Source organism: Streptomyces yangpuensis, assembly GCF_024666385.1.
GTDB lineage: Bacteria > Actinomycetota > Actinomycetes > Streptomycetales > Streptomycetaceae > Streptomyces > Streptomyces yangpuensis.
This window is the reverse complement of the sequence record NZ_CP102514.1, coordinates 2,869,015-2,886,135: the sequence shown is the minus strand read 5'-3', so window position 1 is coordinate 2,886,135 and position 17,121 is coordinate 2,869,015. Positions and strand designations below refer to the sequence as shown.

Sequence of the window (17,121 nt, the reverse complement as noted above, 5' to 3'; positions counted from 1 at the left end):
CCGGGCCGCGTAGCTTTGGGGCGTACGCCAGCCACCGAGGGAGCAGTCGTGGCACGGAAGATCGGCAGCCGGTACACCGCGCACCAGATCCTGGGGCGCGGCAGCGCGGGCACGGTGTGGCTGGGCGAGGGGCCCGACGGGCCCGTCGCCGTCAAACTCCTGCGCGAGGACCTCGCGTCCGACCAGGAACTGGTCGGACGCTTCGTCCAGGAGCGCAGCGCCCTGCTCGGCCTGGAGCATCCGCACGTCGTCTCCGTCCGCGACCTCGTCGTGGACGGCAACGACCTCGCCCTCGTCATGGACCTCGTCCGCGGTACGGACCTGCGCACGCGGCTCGACCGCGAGCGCCGGCTGGCCCCCGAGGCGGCCGTGGCGATCGTCGCGGACGTGGCCGACGCGCTGGCCGCGGCGCACGCGGCGGGGGTCGTCCACCGCGACGTCAAGCCGGAGAACGTCCTGCTGGACATGCAGGGCCCGCTCGGCCCCGGCGGCTCGCACCCGGCGCTGCTGACCGACTTCGGCGTGGCCAAGCTGATCGACTCCCCCCGGCGGGCCACCGCGGGCCGGGCCACCGCACCGACGACGCGCATCATCGGCACCCCGGACTACCTGGCGCCGGAGATCGTGGAGGGGCTGCCCCCGCGCGCGGCCGTCGACATATACGCCCTGGCCACCGTCCTGTACGAGCTGCTGGCCGGATTCACGCCCTTCGGCGGGGGCCACCCGGGCGCGGTGCTGCGGCGCCACGTGACCGAGACGGTCGTCCCGCTGCCGGGGATCCCGGACGAGCTGTGGCAGCTCATCGTGCAGTGCCTGGCCAAGGCCCCGGCCTCGCGGCTGCGGGCCTCGGAGCTGTCGGTCCGGCTGCGCGACCTGCTGCCGATGCTGGCCGGGATGCCGCCGCTGGACGTGGACGAGCCGGACGACGCGGAGCCGGAGCCCGCCGCCCCGGAGGAACCCTCCGCCGACCCGGTGCGACGGCGCGGCGTGGTGCCCCTCGTGCCGGGGTCGGCGACCGACTCCAACCGGGACACCCACACCTCGATGCGGGTGCCGGGGCCGGACGAGCTGGCGGGCGGGGCGCTGGGCACGGCCCGCGTGCCGCGCCCGGCCGGCGGGCACCGGCCCGGCTCGGCCCGGCACCGCGCCGAGGCCGCCCGCAAGCGGCGGCTGACCCTGTCCGCGGTGGCGGTGGCCCTGGCCGCCGCGGTCGGCCTGGGCAGCTGGCTGGCGCTGTCGGGGGGCGACGAGCCGAAGCCCCGGCAGGACAACAAGCAGTCGGGCCCCCGGCACCCGTAGCCGTCCGCGGCGCCGCTGCCGGGGGCGCCGCCCCCGGACCCCCGCGCCTCAAACGCCGGCGGGGCTGGATTTCCCGGCCCGGGGAGGGACTAGACGGCGGCCAGTTCCGGGTGCCAGCGGCGGGCCACGGCCGGGTGGGCGCGGACCCAGCCCTTCAGCTCGTTGCGGCCGTACTCGGCGTGCAGCGGGTTCGACGCGTCGTGCGCGACCCCGGGGGCCGAGCGCAGGTAGTCGCCCGGGACGGTGTCGATCACGGCGTCCAGCCGCGGGTTGTAGAAGAAGGGCACCGAGAACCGTTCCACCGCGCCGGGCGGGCTGACCACCCGGTGGTCGGTCGCCGTCAGGTAGCCCTCGGTGGCGATCTCCAGCAGTTCGCCCAGGTTCACCACGAACGCCCCCGGCATCGGCGGCACGTCCACGTAGCCGCCGTCCCGGACCACCTGGAGGCCGCCCACGGAGTCCTGCAGCAGCAGCGTGAGGAAGCCGTAGTCCTTGTGCGCCCCGACCCCCTGGTCGGCGCCGGACGGGGCCGACCCCGGGTAGCGGATCAGCTTGGTGTGCAGGTGCGGGCGGTCGGCGAAGGCCTCGTCGAAGAAGTCGGCCGGGGCGCCGATCGAGACCAGGAGCTCGCGCAGCAGGCGGTGCGCCACCGCCGCCAGCCGGGACTGCCAGTCGAGGACCACCGTACGGAGCTCGGGCAGGGCGGCCGGCCACTGGTTCGGGCCCTCCAGCCACAGGTACGGCGGGTCGCCCGGGCCCACCTCCGGCGCCGGGCGTTCCGCGCCGACGTCCAGCTGGTCGCGCCAGTCGGAGGCTCCGCCGGTCAGCTCGTGGCCGATACGGGTGTAGCCGCGGAAGTGCGGGGAGTTCAGGTTGCTCACGGCGAGCCGGTCGGCCTCCGGGAGGGCGAAGAAGGCCCGGGTGACCTCCAGGATGCGGGCGCTCTCGGCGGCGGTGACGCCGTGCCCGGTCAGGTGCAGGAAACCGGTGTCCCTGGCTGCTGCGTGCAGCTTCTTCAGGAAGTCGGCCCGCTGGGCCGGGTCGTCGGCCTGGGAGAGGTCCAGGACGGGGAGAGAGTGCGCGGACGGCATGACGGCTCCGTTTCGGATGTCACGGGGTCCTGTTCCCCTGAGGTGGAGGGGTGCGGGTGGGGTGGGGCCGCCGGCAGGGATGGCGCCGGGGCCGCATGGCTCGCGTACAGGACCAAGTCGGATCGGTGCGGATCAGGCTTGGGTTCGGTCCGGCGGCAGACAGCTCGTCGTCGTGACGCGCATGAAGTCCACATGGCGACGCTTGACGAGGTGAACGGTCATACGGTGAGCGTACGCCCGTGCGAGCGTTCATCAGAACGGGTGATCCGGCCTGCCCGGACGGGCTTGCCCGCGGACCGGCTACGCTGGACCCGTGGCAGTCGTCGATGTTTCCGAAGAGCTGAAGTCCCTCTCCTCGACCATGGGGTCGATCGAGGCCGTCCTGGACCTCGACAAGCTGAGGGCAGATATCGCCGTGCTCGAGGAGCAGGCCGCCGCGCCGTCCCTGTGGGACGACCCGGAAGCCGCCCAGAAGATCACGAGCAAGCTTTCGCACCTCCAGGCGGAGGTCCGTAAGGCCGAGACCCTGCGCGGGCGCATCGACGACCTCGGGGTGCTGTTCGAGCTCGCCCAGGAGATGGACGACGCGGACACCCTCGCCGAGGCCGAGACCGAGCTGGCGTCCGTGCGCAAGGCACTGGACGAGATGGAGGTCCGGACCCTGCTCTCCGGCGAGTACGCCGAGCGCGAGGCCCTGGTCAACATCCGTGCCGAGGCCGGCGGCGTCGACGCCTCCGACTTCGCCGAGCGCCTCCAGCGCATGTACCTGCGCTGGGCCGAGCGCCACGGCTACTCCACGGAGATCTACGAGACCTCGTACGCGGAAGAGGCCGGCATCAAGTCGACCACCTTCGTCGTCAAGGCCCCTTACGCCTACGGCACCCTCTCCGTCGAGCAGGGCACCCACCGCCTGGTGCGCATCTCGCCCTTCGACAACCAGGGCCGCCGCCAGACCTCCTTCGCCGGCGTCGAGGTGCTCCCGGTCGTCGAGACCAGCGACCACGTCGAGATCGACGAGTCCGAGCTGCGCGTCGACGTGTACCGCGCCTCCGGCCCCGGCGGCCAGGGCGTCAACACGACCGACTCGGCCGTGCGCATCACGCACATCCCGACCGGCATCGTCGTCTCCTGCCAGAACGAGCGCTCGCAGATCCAGAACAAGGCCAGCGCCATGAACGTCCTCCAGGCCAAGCTGCTGGAGCGGCGCCGCCAGGAGGAGCAGGCCAGGATGGACGCCCTCAAGGACGGCGGCAGCTCCTGGGGCAACCAGATGCGCTCCTACGTCCTGCACCCGTACCAGATGGTCAAGGACCTGCGCACGGAGTTCGAGGTCGGCAACCCGCAGGCGGTCCTCGACGGCGAGATCGACGGCTTCCTGGAGGCCGGAATCCGCTGGCGCAAGCAGCAGGAGCAGACCGCGTAAGGCGCGAAAGCGCGCACGCAGGCACAGAACGCGGGAAGGGCCCGGACACCTCAGTGTCCGGGCCCTTCCGCTGCATGTGATCGGTACGCGGCGCGGGCACCGACGAGTACCGGCGCCGGGTCCCGCCCGGACAGCGCCTCCTAGGCGGTCTGCTGGGCCACCAGCACCAGAGCTGCCACGAGCACCACCATGAGCACGATGAGAGCCACGGGGTTCAGGCCGGAGAAGGGGCCCTCCTGCTGGAGGCGCTCCCGGTTCGCCCGGCACACAGGGCAGCGGCCCTGGCTGACGGGTGCGGCGCAGTTCGCGCACACGAGCCGGTCATATGTCATGCGCTCCTCCTCTCGTCCCCTCGGTATTCCTTCTTGCCTAACGGCGCGGGGAACCGGACCGTTCCCCCTACCACTGTGCCAGCTTCGCCGACATTCGGCGCGGCCCGTCCGGGCAATCGCGGTCCGGACCCTCCAGGACCACGGGATATACCGGACAACTCCGGTTGCCGGGTCCACACCTCGCGCGCGTTCGCGTATGGTCACGCACACCTACTCCCGGCGACCATGGTGCACCCGTGATCCGATTCGACAGCGTCTCCAAGTCCTACCCGAAGCAGAGCCGCCCCGCACTCAGAGAAGTCTCCCTCGACATCGCGAAGGGCGAGTTCGTCTTCCTGGTCGGCTCCTCCGGCTCCGGCAAGTCCACGTTCCTGCGCCTGATCCTGCGCGAGGAGCGGGCCAGCCACGGCCAGGTGCACGTCCTGGGCAAGGACCTCGCCAAGCTCTCCAACTGGAAGGTCCCGCAGATGCGGCGCCAGCTGGGGACCGTCTTCCAGGACTTCCGCCTGCTGCCCAACAAGACGGTCGCCGAGAACGTGGCCTTCGCCCAGGAGGTCATCGGCAAGCCGAGGGGCGAGATCCGCAAGGCGGTCCCGCAGGTCCTCGAACTCGTCGGCCTGGGCGGCAAGGAAGACCGCATGCCCGGCGAACTCTCCGGCGGTGAGCAGCAGCGCGTGGCCATCGCCCGCGCCTTCGTCAACCGCCCGGCGCTGCTGATCGCGGACGAGCCCACCGGCAACCTCGACCCCCAGACCTCCGTCGGGATCATGAAGCTGCTGGACCGGATCAACCGGACCGGAACCACCGTGATCATGGCGACGCACGACCAGCAGATCGTCGACCAGATGCGCAAGCGCGTCATCGAACTCGAACAGGGCCGACTCGTGCGCGACCAGTCGCGCGGCGTCTACGGCTACCAGCACTGAAAGGCCCCCAGAGTCATGCGCGCCCAGTTCGTCATGTCCGAGATCGGCGTCGGCCTCCGCCGCAATCTCACCATGACCTTCGCGGTCATCATCTCCGTGGCCCTGTCGCTGGCCCTGTTCGGCGGCTCCCTGCTCATGAGCGAGCAGGTCGGCAAGATGAAGGGCTTCTGGTACGACAAGGCCAACGTCACGCTCTACCTCTGCAACAAGCAGGACGCCCAGGAGGCGGGCGAGGCCGCCGCCAAGAACGGCACCCCGGGCGTGGCCACCTGCGCCAAGGGCGCGGTCACCGAGGACCAGAAGAAGCAGATCGAGGCCGAGCTCAAGCAGATGTCCCTGGTGAAGTCCGTCGCCTACGAATCGGCGGACGAGGCCTACAAGCACTACCAGGAGCGGTTCGGCAACACGGCCCTCGCCTCCTCCATCACCCCGGACCAGATGCAGGAGTCCTTCCGGGTCAAGCTGAAGGACCCGGAGAAGTACAAGGTGGTCACCTCCGCCTTCGCGGGCCGGGACGGCATCCACACCGTCGACGACCAGCGCCAGGCCATCGACGACCTGTTCAAGATCCTGAACTACCTCAACATGGCCGCCATCGGCATCATGCTGATCATGCTGGTCGTGGCGCTGCTCCTGATCGTCAACACCGTGCGCGTCTCGGCGTTCAGCCGCAGGCGGGAGACCGGGATCATGCGGCTCGTGGGCGCCTCCAGCTTCTACATCCAGGTCCCCTTCATCATGGAGGCCGCCGTCGCCGGGCTCATCGGCGCGCTCTTCGCCTGCGTCATGCTCGTCTCCGGCCAGTACTTCGTGATCGACCACGGCGTGGGCCTGCGCGAGAAGATCCAGCTCATCGACTTCATGGGCTGGGGATCGGTGCTGGCCAAGCTCCCGTACGTGCTGTTCATCGGCCTCCTGATGCCTTCCATGGCCGCTTTCGTCGCCCTGCGCAAGTACCTGAAGGTGTGACAAGCGCCCCGCGAGCGGTCCGGTCAACCATCCGTACCGGCGCGGGGCTTGTCCTAGACTCGGCGCCATGCTGGGCTTGCCGAGTATCCCCGCCTTCTGTCTGCGGCCCCGCGACCCACGTCGCGGGGCCGTTCTGACGTTAACCTTCGTCGGCGTCGTCGCCGTCGGCGCGTTCACCGGCTGCTGGGACCGCGCGGACGGTGCCGCGGCCGCGGCCGTGGCCCGTACGGACACATCCGCACCCGCACCTGCGCCCGGGACCGTGCGCGCGGAGGGCACCGCCGACCGCGAGGCGGTCGCCCGCGCCGCCGCCGAGGCCGTCGCCGAGGGCAAGTCCGGCAAGAAGGCCGCGCAGGAAGTGGTCAGCCGCAGCGGCGACCGCTGGGGCACCGTCTACGACCGGGGCGAGTACGCCGCCTTCGCCGAAGGCCTCGACGGGCACTGGACCGGTGTCGGGGTCTGGGCCGTGCGCGCCCAGGACGGCATGATCACGGTCGACGGTGTCGAGCCCGGCGGCCCCGCCGCCCGGGCCGGCCTGCGCGCCGGTGACCGGCTGCTGAGCGTCGACGGACACGGGGTGACCGGGCTGGCCGTGGCCGACGTGGTCGCCCTGCTCCGCGGCACCGCCGGCACCCCTGTCGTACTGAACCTCAGCCGGGGCGGCGCCGACCTCACCGAGACCGTGGTGCGCGAGCGGCTGCGCATCGAGCCGGTGACCGTGCGGCGGCTCGCCGGCGACGTCACCGTCATCAAGGTGACCTCCTTCACCCGAGGTTCCGGCGACCGGGTCAGGGCGGCCGTCCGCGCGGCCCCGCCCGGCGGGGGGGTCATGCTCGACCTGCGCGGCAACCGGGGCGGACTGGTCGCCGAGGCGGTCACGGCCGCCTCCGCCTTCCTGGACGGCGGGCTCGTGGCGACCTACGACGTACGGGGCGAGCAGCGCGTGCTGAACGCGGCGCCGGGCGGGGACACGGCCCGGCCGCTGGTGGCCCTCGTCGACGGCGGCACGATGAGCGCCGCCGAGCTGGTGACGGGCGCGCTCCAGGACCGGGGCCGGGCGGTGGCGGTGGGCAGCCGGACCTTCGGCAAGGGCTCGGTGCAGATGCCGACCGAGCTCCCGGACGGCTCGGTGGCCGAGCTGACGGTGGGCACGTACCGCACGCCGGCGGGCCGCAGCCTCGACGGCGGCGGCATCACCCCGGACGTACCGGCCGGCGAACGGGCCGAGGAGCGGGCCGTCACGGTATTGGGTGGCCTCGGGGTGGGGTCGTAGTGCGAAAATGACCGCACTATGGCTAAGGAAAAAGGGCGCAAGCTGATCGCCCAGAACAAGAAGGCGCGGCACGACTACGCGATCCTCGACACCTACGAGTGCGGTCTCGTGCTCACCGGTACCGAGGTGAAGTCCATGCGCCAGGGCCGGGCCTCGCTGGTGGACGGCTTCGTGTCGGTGGAGGGCCGGGAGGCCTGGCTCTACAACGTGCACGTGCCGGAGTACAGCCAGGGCACCTGGACCAACCACAGCGCCCGGCGCAAGCGCAAGCTCCTCATGCACCGCGAGGAGATCGACAAGCTGGAGCGCAAGGCCGACGAGTCGGGTCACACGATCGTGCCCCTCTCGCTGTACTTCAAGGACGGCCGGGCGAAGGTCGAGATCGCGCTGGCGAAGGGCAAGAAGGAGTACGACAAGCGGCAGACGCTGCGGGAGAAGCAGGACACCCGCGAGACGAACCGGGCGATCTCGGCCATCCGTCGCAAGCAGCGCGGCACGGTTTAATCACCTGGCACGCGGTGGTCCACTTCGCGTACCATGGCGTCAGCACCGCCCCCCGGGGTGGAGCACATTGTTAAAAAAACATGGGGATGATCGGTTTCGACAGCGGATGTCGATGCAGGGGAAGCGAGCCGAGGAAGCGGCAATGATCTCGCTAACCACATGTCGCAAAAAATAATCGCCAACTCCAAGAGCGATAACTCCCGCTTCACCCTCGCTGCCTAATAACAGTGAGCTGAAGCCTCTGTGAGGAGCGTCAGCCCGGAAGTGGTCCCGGTCCGGATCCTGGCGTCAACTAGGGATCTAAACCTCTAGCCCCGGTCACGGGGGTTGGAGGGAAATCAAACAGTGACTGAGCCCGTCGGAGACTTGTCCGTGTGATCTCCGGGGCCGAGAAAAGCGCAGCGGACTGCGCTCGGAGAAGCCCTGCTTCTGCACCGTTGGACGCGGGTTCGATTCCCGCCATCTCCACTCATCCCATGTGGGCGAAGGCCCCCTGACCTGCGAAAAGTCTCGCCAGGTCAGGGGGCCTCCGTCATGTGGGACGCAGTGACGACCTCGATGTGGCAGCGCGGCTGCTGAACGCCGCGTTCGATGCGCGCGTCCGCCGTCAGCAGGGGGACGCCCAGTGCCTCGGCGAGGGCGACGTACGTGGCGTCGTAGGCGGAGAGGTTGGCGTACAGCTTTCGGATCCGGGGGAGCAGGGGGCCCGTCTCGTGCCGCTGTACGCGCAGCCCCTGATAGGTCTTGAAGTGCTCGTCGAGGCTCTCGGGGGCGATTTTGGAGCCGCGTGCCATGCCCAGAAGGGCGGAAGCGATCGCGGTGTTCAGCAGGTGGGGAGCGGCGAGAAGGTCTTCCTCGCTGATCCGCCGGCGGGCAGCGGCGCCCCGGGAGCCCTTGTCCGTGAGGAACAGGACCAGGGCGGAGGAGTCCACGACGATCAACGGCCCGTCCTGCCCGCGTCGATGGCGTCGAGGACGTCCTGGATGTCGATGTCCTCCGTGGCGTAGCGCTCGGCGCGGTCGGCCATTTCGGCGAGCGTGGGCTGGGTGGCGTCTCGCGTCACGAGGCTGAGCAGGTAGCCCTGCAGGGACTGCCCGGCCTCGGCGGCCCGGACCTTTATGCGGCGGGCGATGTCATCGGGGACTTCCCGGATCGTGAACGCAGTCATGACTGCATTTTCTCGTCGGTGCAGTCACTTTGCAGTCTCGCGGGCGGGCTTGTGGGCGGCTTCGGTTCCCGCCCTCTCCACTCGTCCCATGGGGGGCGAAGGCCCCGCAGCCGAGGGGCTGCGGGGCCTTCGGCTTTCCCGCGCCGCCGACGGGTCGACGGCATGCCAGGACGTCAGTCCGAGTAGTGGTAGCGGGCCTTGAGGATCTTCACTTCCTTGTCGTCGGCCCGGTAGACCAGTCGGTGCTCGTCGTCCATCCGGCGGGACCAATAGCCAGTCAGGTCGCCCTTGAGCGGTTCGGGCTTGCCGATGCCGGCGAAGGGGGACCGTTGGATCTCCTGGATCAGGCGGGTGATCCGCTGGGCCATCGGGAAACGGGCCCCCGGCCGGGTGGCCGGGGGCCCGGTCAGGCTTGGGCGCGGATCAGCAGAACGGGACCTTGTCGAGGTTCAGGGCGTAGCGGGCGGCGATCCAGCCGCTGCCGTCGGCGAGCTTGTACCAGATCGAGTTGCCGTCGACCTTCTGGCTGTTGACCTTGCACTGGAGGGCGACGACCGAGCCGGTCTTGAGCTTGCCCTTCTGTGCGTACTTCGTGCCGGGGCCGGAGCGGACGCCGAGGCCCTTGCCGGGGGAGACGATCTTGGCCTTGGGGTGCTTGTGGTGGTCCTTGCCCTTGCCGCCGTCGCCCTTGCCGCCGCACTTGCAGTCGCCGGGCTTGCCGGGCTTGCCGGTGTCGCCCTTCGGACCCTTCGGCCCCTTGGGGCCCTGCGGGCCGGCCGGGCCGGGCTTACCGGGCTTGCCGGGGTGCCCCTTCGGCCCCTGGGGTCCCGCGGGGCCCTGCTTGCCGTCACGTCCGGGCTTGCCGTCGTGGCCCTTCGGGCCCTGCTTGCCGGTGTCGCCCTTCGGGCCCCGTGGACCCGCGGGACCCGTGTCGCCCTTCGGGCCGTTCGCGGGACCCGGCTCGCCCTTCGGGCCACGCTTGCCGGTGTCTCCCTTCTCACCCTTGTCGCCCTTGTCGCCCTTCGGGCCGGGCTCGCCGCGATCGCCCTTGTCCCCCTTGTCGCCCTTGGGGCCGGGCTTTCCGGGCTTGCCGTGGTTCCCGGGCTTTCCGGGCTTGCCGTCGTCGCCCTTGTCGCCCTTGTCGCCCTTGGGGCCCGACACCGGGGTGGCCACGGCGAACAGGGCCGGTGCGTCCACGTCCGTCGCCCACTCGCCGCCGGTCAGCGTCGTGCCCCGGGGGGCGTCGCCGTCCACCCGTACCGCCACGGACAGTTGGGTCTGCTCCTGCGCCGCGAAGCGGAAGCCGGCGCGGGTGCCCGCCTCACAGGTCAGCAGGCGCGCGTCGGACGACCGGGTGCACGGCGCCGCCGCGCGCGTGCCGTTCCAGTAGAAGCGGGTCTCCGGGAAGGTCGTCCGTTCCGGAGCGGTGATGCGGAAGGTGCCGCTGACGACCGGCTCCGCTCCGCCCCGGGCCGCGATGACGACGCGTCCCGTGGCCCCGGGGGCGATGGTGGGCACATAGGGCTGGTGGAAGCGGATGTCCGCCGAGTCGGCGGACGCGGGGACCGTCGGCGCGAGGCAGGCGGCGGTGACGGCCGCGACGAACAGGGTGGCGGGCACGGAACGGTAAGCAGGCACGGGTGGTTCCTCCGCAAAGGGAAGGGCGCTGAGGGGAAAGCACCCCCAGTTATTGCGGATCCCCGGCGGCGGCCGTGCGTACCACGCGGGAATGATCACTCGGGCGCCGGATCGATCGCCCTGTCAGGGCGATCGCCAGGGCGATCAGCGCGGCCGCCGCCGGCACCGCGTACGCGGCGACCGGGCCCGGCCCCTCCACGACCCAGCCGGCGCTCGCCGAACCGGCCGCGATGCCCGCCAAGATGGCGGTGACCGCCAAGGTCATGCCCTCGTTGAGCCGCCCCTCGGGGATACGGGCGTGGACCTGCGACATCGCCGAGACCATCGTCGGCGCCGTGGCCATGCCGGCCAGCAGGAGGGCGCAGGCCAGGGCGGTCACCGAGCCCGTGGCCGCCGCGGCCCAGGGGAGGGTCATCAGGACCGCCAGGACGCACACGCAGGCCTGCAACGAGCGGGCGCGCAGGGTGCCGTAGAGCAGGCCGGCCGCGCACGAGCCCGCCGCCTGGAGGGCCAGGACCAGGCCGGAGGCGGCGCCCAGGCCCCGGAGATCGAGGTAGGCGATCGAAGCGACCTCCATCGAGCCGAAGACCACGCCCGTGACGAGGAAGAGCGGCAGCAGCGGGCCCAGCGCGCGCAGCGGTGAGCCCTGCCGCGGCGTCGCCGTCACCGGGGGCTGGGTGGTCCGGCAGGAGGTGAAGACCAGCATGCCGGTGAGCAGCAGTGCGGCCCCGGCGAGGGTGCCCGCCTCCGGGAACACGGCCCCGCACAGGAAGGCCGCCAGTACCGGTCCGAGCATGTAGCACAGCTCGTCCGCGGCCTGTTCGAAGGACATCGCCGTGTGGTGGGCGGCGGGGGAGTCGCGCAGCAGGTGCGTCCAGCGCGCGCGGGACATGCCGCCGATGTTGGGGGTCGTGGCGGTCGCCGCGTAGGAGGCGAAGAGCGTCCAGGCGGGAGCGCCGGTACGCACGCACGCGACCAGGGACAGCGAGCCGAGGACCGCGATCAGGGTGGCCGGGACGGCGATCCGGGCCTGGCCGTGGCGGTCGATCAGGCGGGCGGTCCAGGGTGCCACCACCGCCGTGGCCGCCAGCCCGGTGGCCGTGACCGCACCGGCGAGCGCGTACGAGCCCCGCTGGCCGGCGATCATCATGACCGCGCTGACCCCGAACATGCCCATCGGGAGGCGGGCGATGAGGTTCCCGGCGGTGAAGCCCCGGGCGCCGGGCACCGCGAACAGCCGGCGGTACGGGCCCGCTGCCCGCCCTGCGCCACGGGCCCGGGCGGCGGACGCGGTGGGGGCGGCGTCGCGAACGGTGTCACGAACGGCGCCGCGGACCCCGGCGGCGGTGTCGGTGTCGGTGGCGGTGGCGGTGAGGACGAGGGTGCTGCCGGTGACGGTCATGAGGGGCATGGATCCCACCCTCGGCCGGGGCGGGGCGCACCGTCCAACACCTGTTCCGAAGCCATTCACCCGTTCCTGTTGTTAGTCTCCGGGGGTGAATCCCCGTGATGTGGAACCCCGGCTGCTGCGCGGGTTCGTCGCCGTGGCCGAGGAGCTGCACTTCACCCGGGCCGCCGCCCGCCTGTACGTCGCCCAGCAGGCCCTGAGCCGGGACGTCCGGCGGCTCGAACAGACCCTGGCGGCGACGCTGTTCGTCCGCACCACCCGCGCCGTCGAGCTGACCGCCGACGGGCAGCGCCTGCTGCCCCTGGCCCGCCGCGTGCTGCGCGCGCACGAGGAGCTGACGGACGCCTTCACGGCCGGGGCCGCGGCCGGCGCGGCACCCCGGCCGCTCCTCGTCGACCTGAACACCGACGGCCCCGGCACCGCGCGCACCGTGCTGGAACGGGCCCGCGAACTCGCCCCGGACTGCGAGCTGATGGCCCGCTTCGAGAGCGGGCTCACCCACGCCGCCGCCGAGGTCGCGGCCGGCCGGCTCGACGTCGCCTTCGGCTACGCCGACGGCCTCGACCCCGCGCTGCGGGCCCCGCTCGCGCAGCGGCCCGTACGGTACGAGCCGCTCGCCGTGCTGCTGCCCGAAGGGCACGCCCTCGCCGCGGGGGAGTCCGTACCGCTCGACGCGCTGGCCGGGGAGACCGTGTACGCGGGCGCCGGGAACCCGCGGACCCTGGAGTGGACGGGGCTGGCGCGCGAGCTGTTCGCCGGACGGGGAATCCTCATGGCCCCGCCCGCGCCCGTCGCGATCGGCAAGGAGGAGTTCCGCCGGGTCATGGTCAAGACCGGCAACCCGGTGCTGGCGACCGTGGGATTCCTGGACATGCCCGGATGCGTGAAGCTGCCGCTGACCGACCCGGTGCCCCTGTCACCGCTGTCCATGGTGTGGCGCAAGGGTTTCAGCCACCCCGGACTGGACGCCCTGCACGCCGCGGCCGACGGCCTGGCGGCCGAAGGCGGCTGGCTCCGGCCCCCCGGCGGGAGCTGGCTGCCGGCCCCGCTCACACACCGCCCGGGCGGCGGGTGAGAGCAAGGTTTCCCGGCGGTCATCCGGCGGGGACCGGGGCCGAAACGCGCCCTTCCTACGGTCGGTTCCACGGACGCGACAGCTGTGGAGGCGTGTGATGACCGGAACCGCACCGCGCAAGCGGGGCCGCTGGATCGAACAGTGGGATCCCGAGGACGAGACCTTCTGGAAGGAGACCGGGGAGCGCGTCGCCCGCCGCAACCTGCTGTACTCCGTCCTCTCCGAGCACATCGGATTCTCCATCTGGACCCTCTGGTCCGTGATGGTCCTCTTCATGGGCCCCGAGTACGGCATCGACCCGGCCGGAAAGTTCTTCCTGATCGCGACGGCGACCTTCGTGGGCGCCCTCGTGCGCGTGCCGTACACCTTCGCCGTCGCCCGCTTCGGCGGCCGGAACTGGACCGTCTTCAGCGCGGTGCTGCTGCTCGCCCCGACGGTCGCCGCGATCGTCGTCATGGAACCGGGCACCTCCTACGGGACCTTCCTGCTCGTCGCCGCCCTCACGGGGGTGGGCGGCGGCAACTTCGCGTCCTCCATGACCAACATCAACGCCTTCTTCCCGCTCCGGAAGAAGGGCTGGGCGCTCGGCCTGAACGCCGGCGGCGGCAACATCGGCGTGCCCGTCGTCCAGCTGGCCGGCCTGCTCGTCATCGCCACCGCCGGGGCCGGCCACCCGAGGCTGCTGCTGGCCGCCTACATCCCGCTGATCGTGGTCGCCGCGGTGCTGGCGGCCGTACGGATGGACAACCTCGCACCGGTGCGCAACGACACCGGCGCGGTCCGCGAGGCCCTGAAGGACGCGCACACCTGGATCATGGCGTTCCTCTACATCGGGACGTTCGGCTCCTTCATCGGCTACAGCTTCGCCTTCGGCCTCGTCCTCCAGACCCAGTTCGGGCGCACCCCGCTCCAGGCGGCCTCGCTGACCTTCATCGGACCGCTGCTCGGCTCGCTGATCCGGCCGGTGGGCGGGGCGCTGGCCGACCGCTTCGGCGGAGCCCGGATCACCCTGGGCACGTTCGTCGCGATGGCCGCGGCGACCGGAGTTGTCGTGCTCGCCTCGCAGCGCTCCTCGCTGCCGGTCTTCCTCGTCGGTTTCGTGGCCCTGTTCGTCCTGAGCGGGCTCGGCAACGGCTCGACGTACAAGATGATCCCGGGCATCTTCCAGGCGAAGGCGCTGGCCCGCGGAATGAGCGGCGAGAGCGCCGCGGCGTACGGGCGGCGGCTCTCCGGGGCCTCCATGGGGCTGATCGGCGCGATCGGCGCGCTCGGCGGGCTGGGCATCAACCTGGTCTTCCGGGAGGCGTTCCGCACCTCCGGCTCCGGCACGACCGCCTTCGTCACCTTCCTCGGCTTCTACGCGCTGTGCTGCGCGGTGACCTGGGCGGTATACCTTCGCCGCCCGGCGGCGGTGACGGTCGAGGCGGCCGAGGCCCCGGCGAAACCGCAGCTCACGTCGGTGTAACCGGGGCGAAATACAGGTGAACCGAGTCCGACATGCCGAGTTGGCAGGCTCGGTTCACCCGCACCGCCCCCATGCGTCAGTAGGCAGGTCACGATGGACGACAGGAACACCGGCCCGCTCGCGGGATTCACCGTCGGGGTCACCGCCGCCCGGCGGGCGGACGAGCTCATCGCGCTGCTGCGGCGGCGCGGGGCGGCGGTGCTGCACGCGCCCGCGCTGCGGATCGTGCCGCTCGCCGACGACAGCGAACTGCTGGCCGCCACCAAGGAACTGATCGCCTGCCCGCCCGACGTGGCCGTCGCCACCACCGCGATCGGTTTCCGCGGCTGGGTCGAGGCCGCCGACGGGTGGGGGGTCGGCGAACAGCTGCTGGACACGCTGCGCTCCACCGAACTGCTGGCGCGCGGGCCGAAGGTCAAGGGCGCCATCCGGGCCGCCGGGCTCGTGGAGGAGTGGTCCCCGGACTCGGAATCGCTCGCCGAGGTACTGGACCGGCTGCTGTCGGCCGGGGTCGCCGGCCGGCGGATCGCGCTCCAGCTGCACGGGGAGCCGCTGCCCGGCTTCGTCGAGGCGCTGCGGGCCGGCGGGGCCGAGGTGGTGGTGGTCCCGGTGTACCGGTGGATGGCCCCGGAGGACCTCGCCCCGCTGGACCGGCTGCTGGACGCGATCGTCGGCGGCGGGGTGGACGCCGTCGGCTTCACCTCGGCCCCGGCGGCGGCCTCGCTGCTGTCCCGGGCCGAGGAGCGGGGGATGCGGGAGGCCGTACTGGACGCGCTGCGCGCCGGCGGGCCGCTGACCGCGTGCGTCGGGCCGGTGACGGCGCTGCCGCTGCAGGCGCTCGGCGTGGACACCGTGCAGCCCGAACGGTTCCGGCTGGGCCCGCTGGTGCAGCTGCTGTGCCGGGAGCTGCCCGGCCGGGCCCGGGTGCTGCCGGTGGCCGGGCACCGGCTGGAGATCCGGGGCCACGCGGTCCTCCTCGACGAGGAACTGCGGCCGGTGCCCCCGGCCGGGATGGCCCTGCTGCGGTCCCTGGCCCGGCGCCCCGGGTGGGTGGTGGCCCGCGCGGAACTGCTGCGGGCGCTGCCGGGCGCGGGGCGCGACGAGCACGCCGTGGAGACGGCCATGGCCCGGCTGCGGGCGGCGCTCGGGGCGCCGGGCCTCATCCAGACGGTGGTCAAGCGCGGGTACCGGCTGTCGCTGGACGCGGGCGGCGAGGAGAAGTACGGGCAGCTCCCGCAGGACGCGGCGGTGACGGCCAGAGGGGTCCTCGGCTAGCGTGCCGGGATGATCATTGACGGGGTGGAGATGAGGGGCGTCGTGCCGGACGACGCCGCCGCACTGGCCGAGGCGTTCGCGCGGAACCGGGCGAACATGGCGCCGACCGAGCCGGTCCGGCCCGACACCTTCTACACGGAGGCGGGGCAGCGGGAGCGGATCGGGCAGCAACTGGAGTCCCGGGACGCCGGCCGGCTGCTGCCGTTCGTGTTCGTGGACCTCGCGAGCGGCACCGCGCTGGGGACCATCAACCTCGGCAACATCCAGCACGGACCGCTGAGCAGCGGCGGCCTCGGCTACTGGGTCGACGAGGCCTGGCGCGGCAAGGGGCTGGCCACGGCCGCCGCCCGGGAGGTCTGCCGGATCGCCCGCGACGAGGTGGGGCTGCACCGGGTCGAGGCCGGGACCCTGGTCGACAACACCGCCTCGCAGCGGGTGCTGGCGAAGGCGGGCTTCGAGCAGTACGGACTCGCGCCGCGCTACCTGCACATCAACGGTGCCTGGCGGGACCACCGCCTCTTCCAGCGCATCCTCCACGACCACCCGCCGACGGTCTAGCCCTTCCAGCCCCTCCGGCGTTCGAGGAGCGGGGTCCGGGGCGGAGCCCCGGCAGCGGTGCGCAGCACCGGTTCGGGGGCTTCCCCAGCGGGCAGCGTACGGGCACTCTGGGGAGGCGCCCCACGACGCGAGGCGGTGACGGGCATGCGGTTCGATTCCGGGCGGGTCTGCCTGGACCTGGTGGCCACCTTCACCCCCCACGAGGGGATCCCGGACGGCGACGAGCTGCGGCTGTGGCTCGCCGGGGCCGGGCTCGTGCCCGACCGGACACCGCTGGCCCGGGTGGGCGCCGACTGGGCCGCGGCCTTCCGCGCCCTGCGCGCCGACGTGGAGACCCTCGTACGGGCGGAACTGTCCGGGGGCGAGCCCGACGAGGACGCCCTGGCCCGGGTCAACGCGCTGGCCGCCGGACCACCCCCGGGTCTGTGCGCCGTACGGGACCAGGAAGGGCACCTCGTACGGGAGTTGTGCGGCGGCGTGGAATGCGGTGCGCTGCTCGCGGCGGTGGCCCGCGACGCCGTCGAGCTGCTGACCGACCCCGGTGACCGCGCCCTCCTGCGGGCCTGCGCGGGCGACGGCTGCACCCGTGTCTACCTGGACACCTCCCGCGGCCACCGCCGCCGGTGGTGCTCCAGCGAGCTGTGCGGCAACCGCGAACGGGTCGCCCGCCACCGCCGACGGCTCCTGGCGTCCGGATCCCGGTAGCCGGCGTACCAC

At 72.3% G+C, this 17,121-nt stretch carries 18 protein-coding genes and 1 other RNA gene; 12 read left to right on the top strand and 7 right to left on the bottom strand.

The window, feature by feature from the left end; genetic code table 11:
* Nucleotides 1-48: 48 nt before the first annotated feature.
* Nucleotides 49-1,299: a serine/threonine-protein kinase gene (locus NRK68_RS13180; protein ID WP_183065675.1), complete on the top strand. Its 1,251-nt coding sequence runs from the start codon at nucleotides 49-51 to the stop codon at nucleotides 1,297-1,299.
* 89 nt (nucleotides 1,300-1,388) lie between these two features.
* Here NRK68_RS13180 and NRK68_RS13175 read toward each other — a convergent pair whose 3' ends face one another.
* Complete coding sequence (locus tag NRK68_RS13175) at nucleotides 1,389-2,390, bottom strand: isopenicillin N synthase family dioxygenase (protein ID WP_257855844.1); 1,002 nt, start codon at nucleotides 2,388-2,390, stop codon at nucleotides 1,389-1,391.
* A gap of 313 nt (nucleotides 2,391-2,703) precedes the next feature.
* On the opposite strand from NRK68_RS13175, the gene prfB reads away from it, so the two are divergent.
* Entirely contained in the window at nucleotides 2,704-3,813 is a 1,110-nt protein-coding gene (prfB, locus tag NRK68_RS13170) for a peptide chain release factor 2 (RefSeq protein WP_030962748.1), read from the top strand.
* A 140-nt stretch (nucleotides 3,814-3,953) separates the two neighbouring features.
* Here prfB and NRK68_RS13165 read toward each other — a convergent pair whose 3' ends face one another.
* A complete protein-coding gene (locus NRK68_RS13165) occupies nucleotides 3,954-4,145 on the bottom strand; it encodes a hypothetical protein (protein WP_030662818.1) in 192 nt (63 codons plus the stop codon).
* 236 nt (nucleotides 4,146-4,381) lie between these two features.
* Between NRK68_RS13165 and ftsE the strand changes: the two genes are divergently transcribed.
* From ftsE to ssrA, 5 genes are all read left to right on the top strand, one after another.
* Entirely contained in the window at nucleotides 4,382-5,071 is a 690-nt protein-coding gene (gene ftsE, locus NRK68_RS13160; protein ID WP_030771648.1) for a cell division ATP-binding protein FtsE, read from the top strand.
* Nucleotides 5,072-5,086: 15 nt separating this feature from the next.
* A complete protein-coding gene (gene ftsX, locus NRK68_RS13155; RefSeq protein WP_257855843.1) occupies nucleotides 5,087-6,040 on the top strand; it encodes a permease-like cell division protein FtsX in 954 nt (317 codons plus the stop codon).
* Between the two features lie 67 nt (nucleotides 6,041-6,107).
* Nucleotides 6,108-7,313, top strand: coding sequence for a S41 family peptidase (locus NRK68_RS13150; RefSeq protein ID WP_183065672.1), 1,206 nt, complete (start codon nucleotides 6,108-6,110; stop codon nucleotides 7,311-7,313).
* An 18-nt stretch (nucleotides 7,314-7,331) separates the two neighbouring features.
* Entirely contained in the window at nucleotides 7,332-7,817 is a 486-nt protein-coding gene (gene smpB / locus NRK68_RS13145) for an SsrA-binding protein SmpB (RefSeq protein ID WP_030028291.1), read from the top strand.
* 82 nt (nucleotides 7,818-7,899) lie between these two features.
* Nucleotides 7,900-8,288, top strand: a transfer-messenger RNA (tmRNA) gene (gene ssrA / locus NRK68_RS13140).
* 47 nt (nucleotides 8,289-8,335) lie between these two features.
* Here ssrA and NRK68_RS13135 read toward each other — a convergent pair.
* The 5 genes from NRK68_RS13135 to NRK68_RS13110 form a co-directional block, all read right to left on the bottom strand.
* Nucleotides 8,336-8,749, bottom strand: coding sequence for a type II toxin-antitoxin system VapC family toxin (locus tag NRK68_RS13135; protein WP_257857836.1), 414 nt, complete (start codon nucleotides 8,747-8,749; stop codon nucleotides 8,336-8,338).
* Between the two features lie 5 nt (nucleotides 8,750-8,754).
* Nucleotides 8,755-8,985 (bottom strand): FitA-like ribbon-helix-helix domain-containing protein, encoded by a 231-nt coding sequence (locus NRK68_RS13130; protein WP_257855842.1) that lies wholly within the window; start codon nucleotides 8,983-8,985, stop codon nucleotides 8,755-8,757.
* A gap of 173 nt (nucleotides 8,986-9,158) precedes the next feature.
* On the bottom strand, nucleotides 9,159-9,353 hold the full coding sequence (locus NRK68_RS13125) for a Txe/YoeB family addiction module toxin (protein ID WP_257855841.1): 195 nt from the start codon (nucleotides 9,351-9,353) through the stop codon (nucleotides 9,159-9,161).
* Nucleotides 9,354-9,408: 55 nt separating this feature from the next.
* Complete coding sequence (locus NRK68_RS36755; RefSeq protein ID WP_183065668.1) at nucleotides 9,409-10,623, bottom strand: SH3 domain-containing protein; 1,215 nt, start codon at nucleotides 10,621-10,623, stop codon at nucleotides 9,409-9,411.
* 49 nt (nucleotides 10,624-10,672) lie between these two features.
* The gene (locus NRK68_RS13110) at nucleotides 10,673-12,034 is read right to left on the bottom strand and encodes an MFS transporter (protein WP_257855840.1); all 1,362 of its coding nucleotides are present in this window, start codon (nucleotides 12,032-12,034) and stop codon (nucleotides 10,673-10,675) included.
* 85 nt (nucleotides 12,035-12,119) lie between these two features.
* On the opposite strand from NRK68_RS13110, the gene NRK68_RS13105 reads away from it, so the two are divergent.
* The 5 genes from NRK68_RS13105 (at nucleotide 12,120) to NRK68_RS13085 (ending at nucleotide 17,109) form a co-directional block, all read left to right on the top strand.
* A complete protein-coding gene (locus NRK68_RS13105; RefSeq protein WP_183065667.1) occupies nucleotides 12,120-13,106 on the top strand; it encodes a LysR family transcriptional regulator in 987 nt (328 codons plus the stop codon).
* A gap of 97 nt (nucleotides 13,107-13,203) precedes the next feature.
* Nucleotides 13,204-14,571: an MFS transporter gene (locus NRK68_RS13100; RefSeq protein WP_183065666.1), complete on the top strand. Its 1,368-nt coding sequence runs from the start codon at nucleotides 13,204-13,206 to the stop codon at nucleotides 14,569-14,571.
* A gap of 93 nt (nucleotides 14,572-14,664) precedes the next feature.
* The gene (locus tag NRK68_RS13095) at nucleotides 14,665-15,846 is read left to right on the top strand and encodes a uroporphyrinogen-III synthase (RefSeq protein WP_183065665.1); all 1,182 of its coding nucleotides are present in this window, start codon (nucleotides 14,665-14,667) and stop codon (nucleotides 15,844-15,846) included.
* A gap of 9 nt (nucleotides 15,847-15,855) precedes the next feature.
* A complete protein-coding gene (locus NRK68_RS13090; RefSeq protein WP_183065664.1) occupies nucleotides 15,856-16,404 on the top strand; it encodes a GNAT family N-acetyltransferase in 549 nt (182 codons plus the stop codon).
* 144 nt (nucleotides 16,405-16,548) lie between these two features.
* The gene (locus tag NRK68_RS13085) at nucleotides 16,549-17,109 is read left to right on the top strand and encodes a CGNR zinc finger domain-containing protein (protein WP_046774721.1); all 561 of its coding nucleotides are present in this window, start codon (nucleotides 16,549-16,551) and stop codon (nucleotides 17,107-17,109) included.
* Nucleotides 17,110-17,121: the final 12 nt, after the last annotated feature.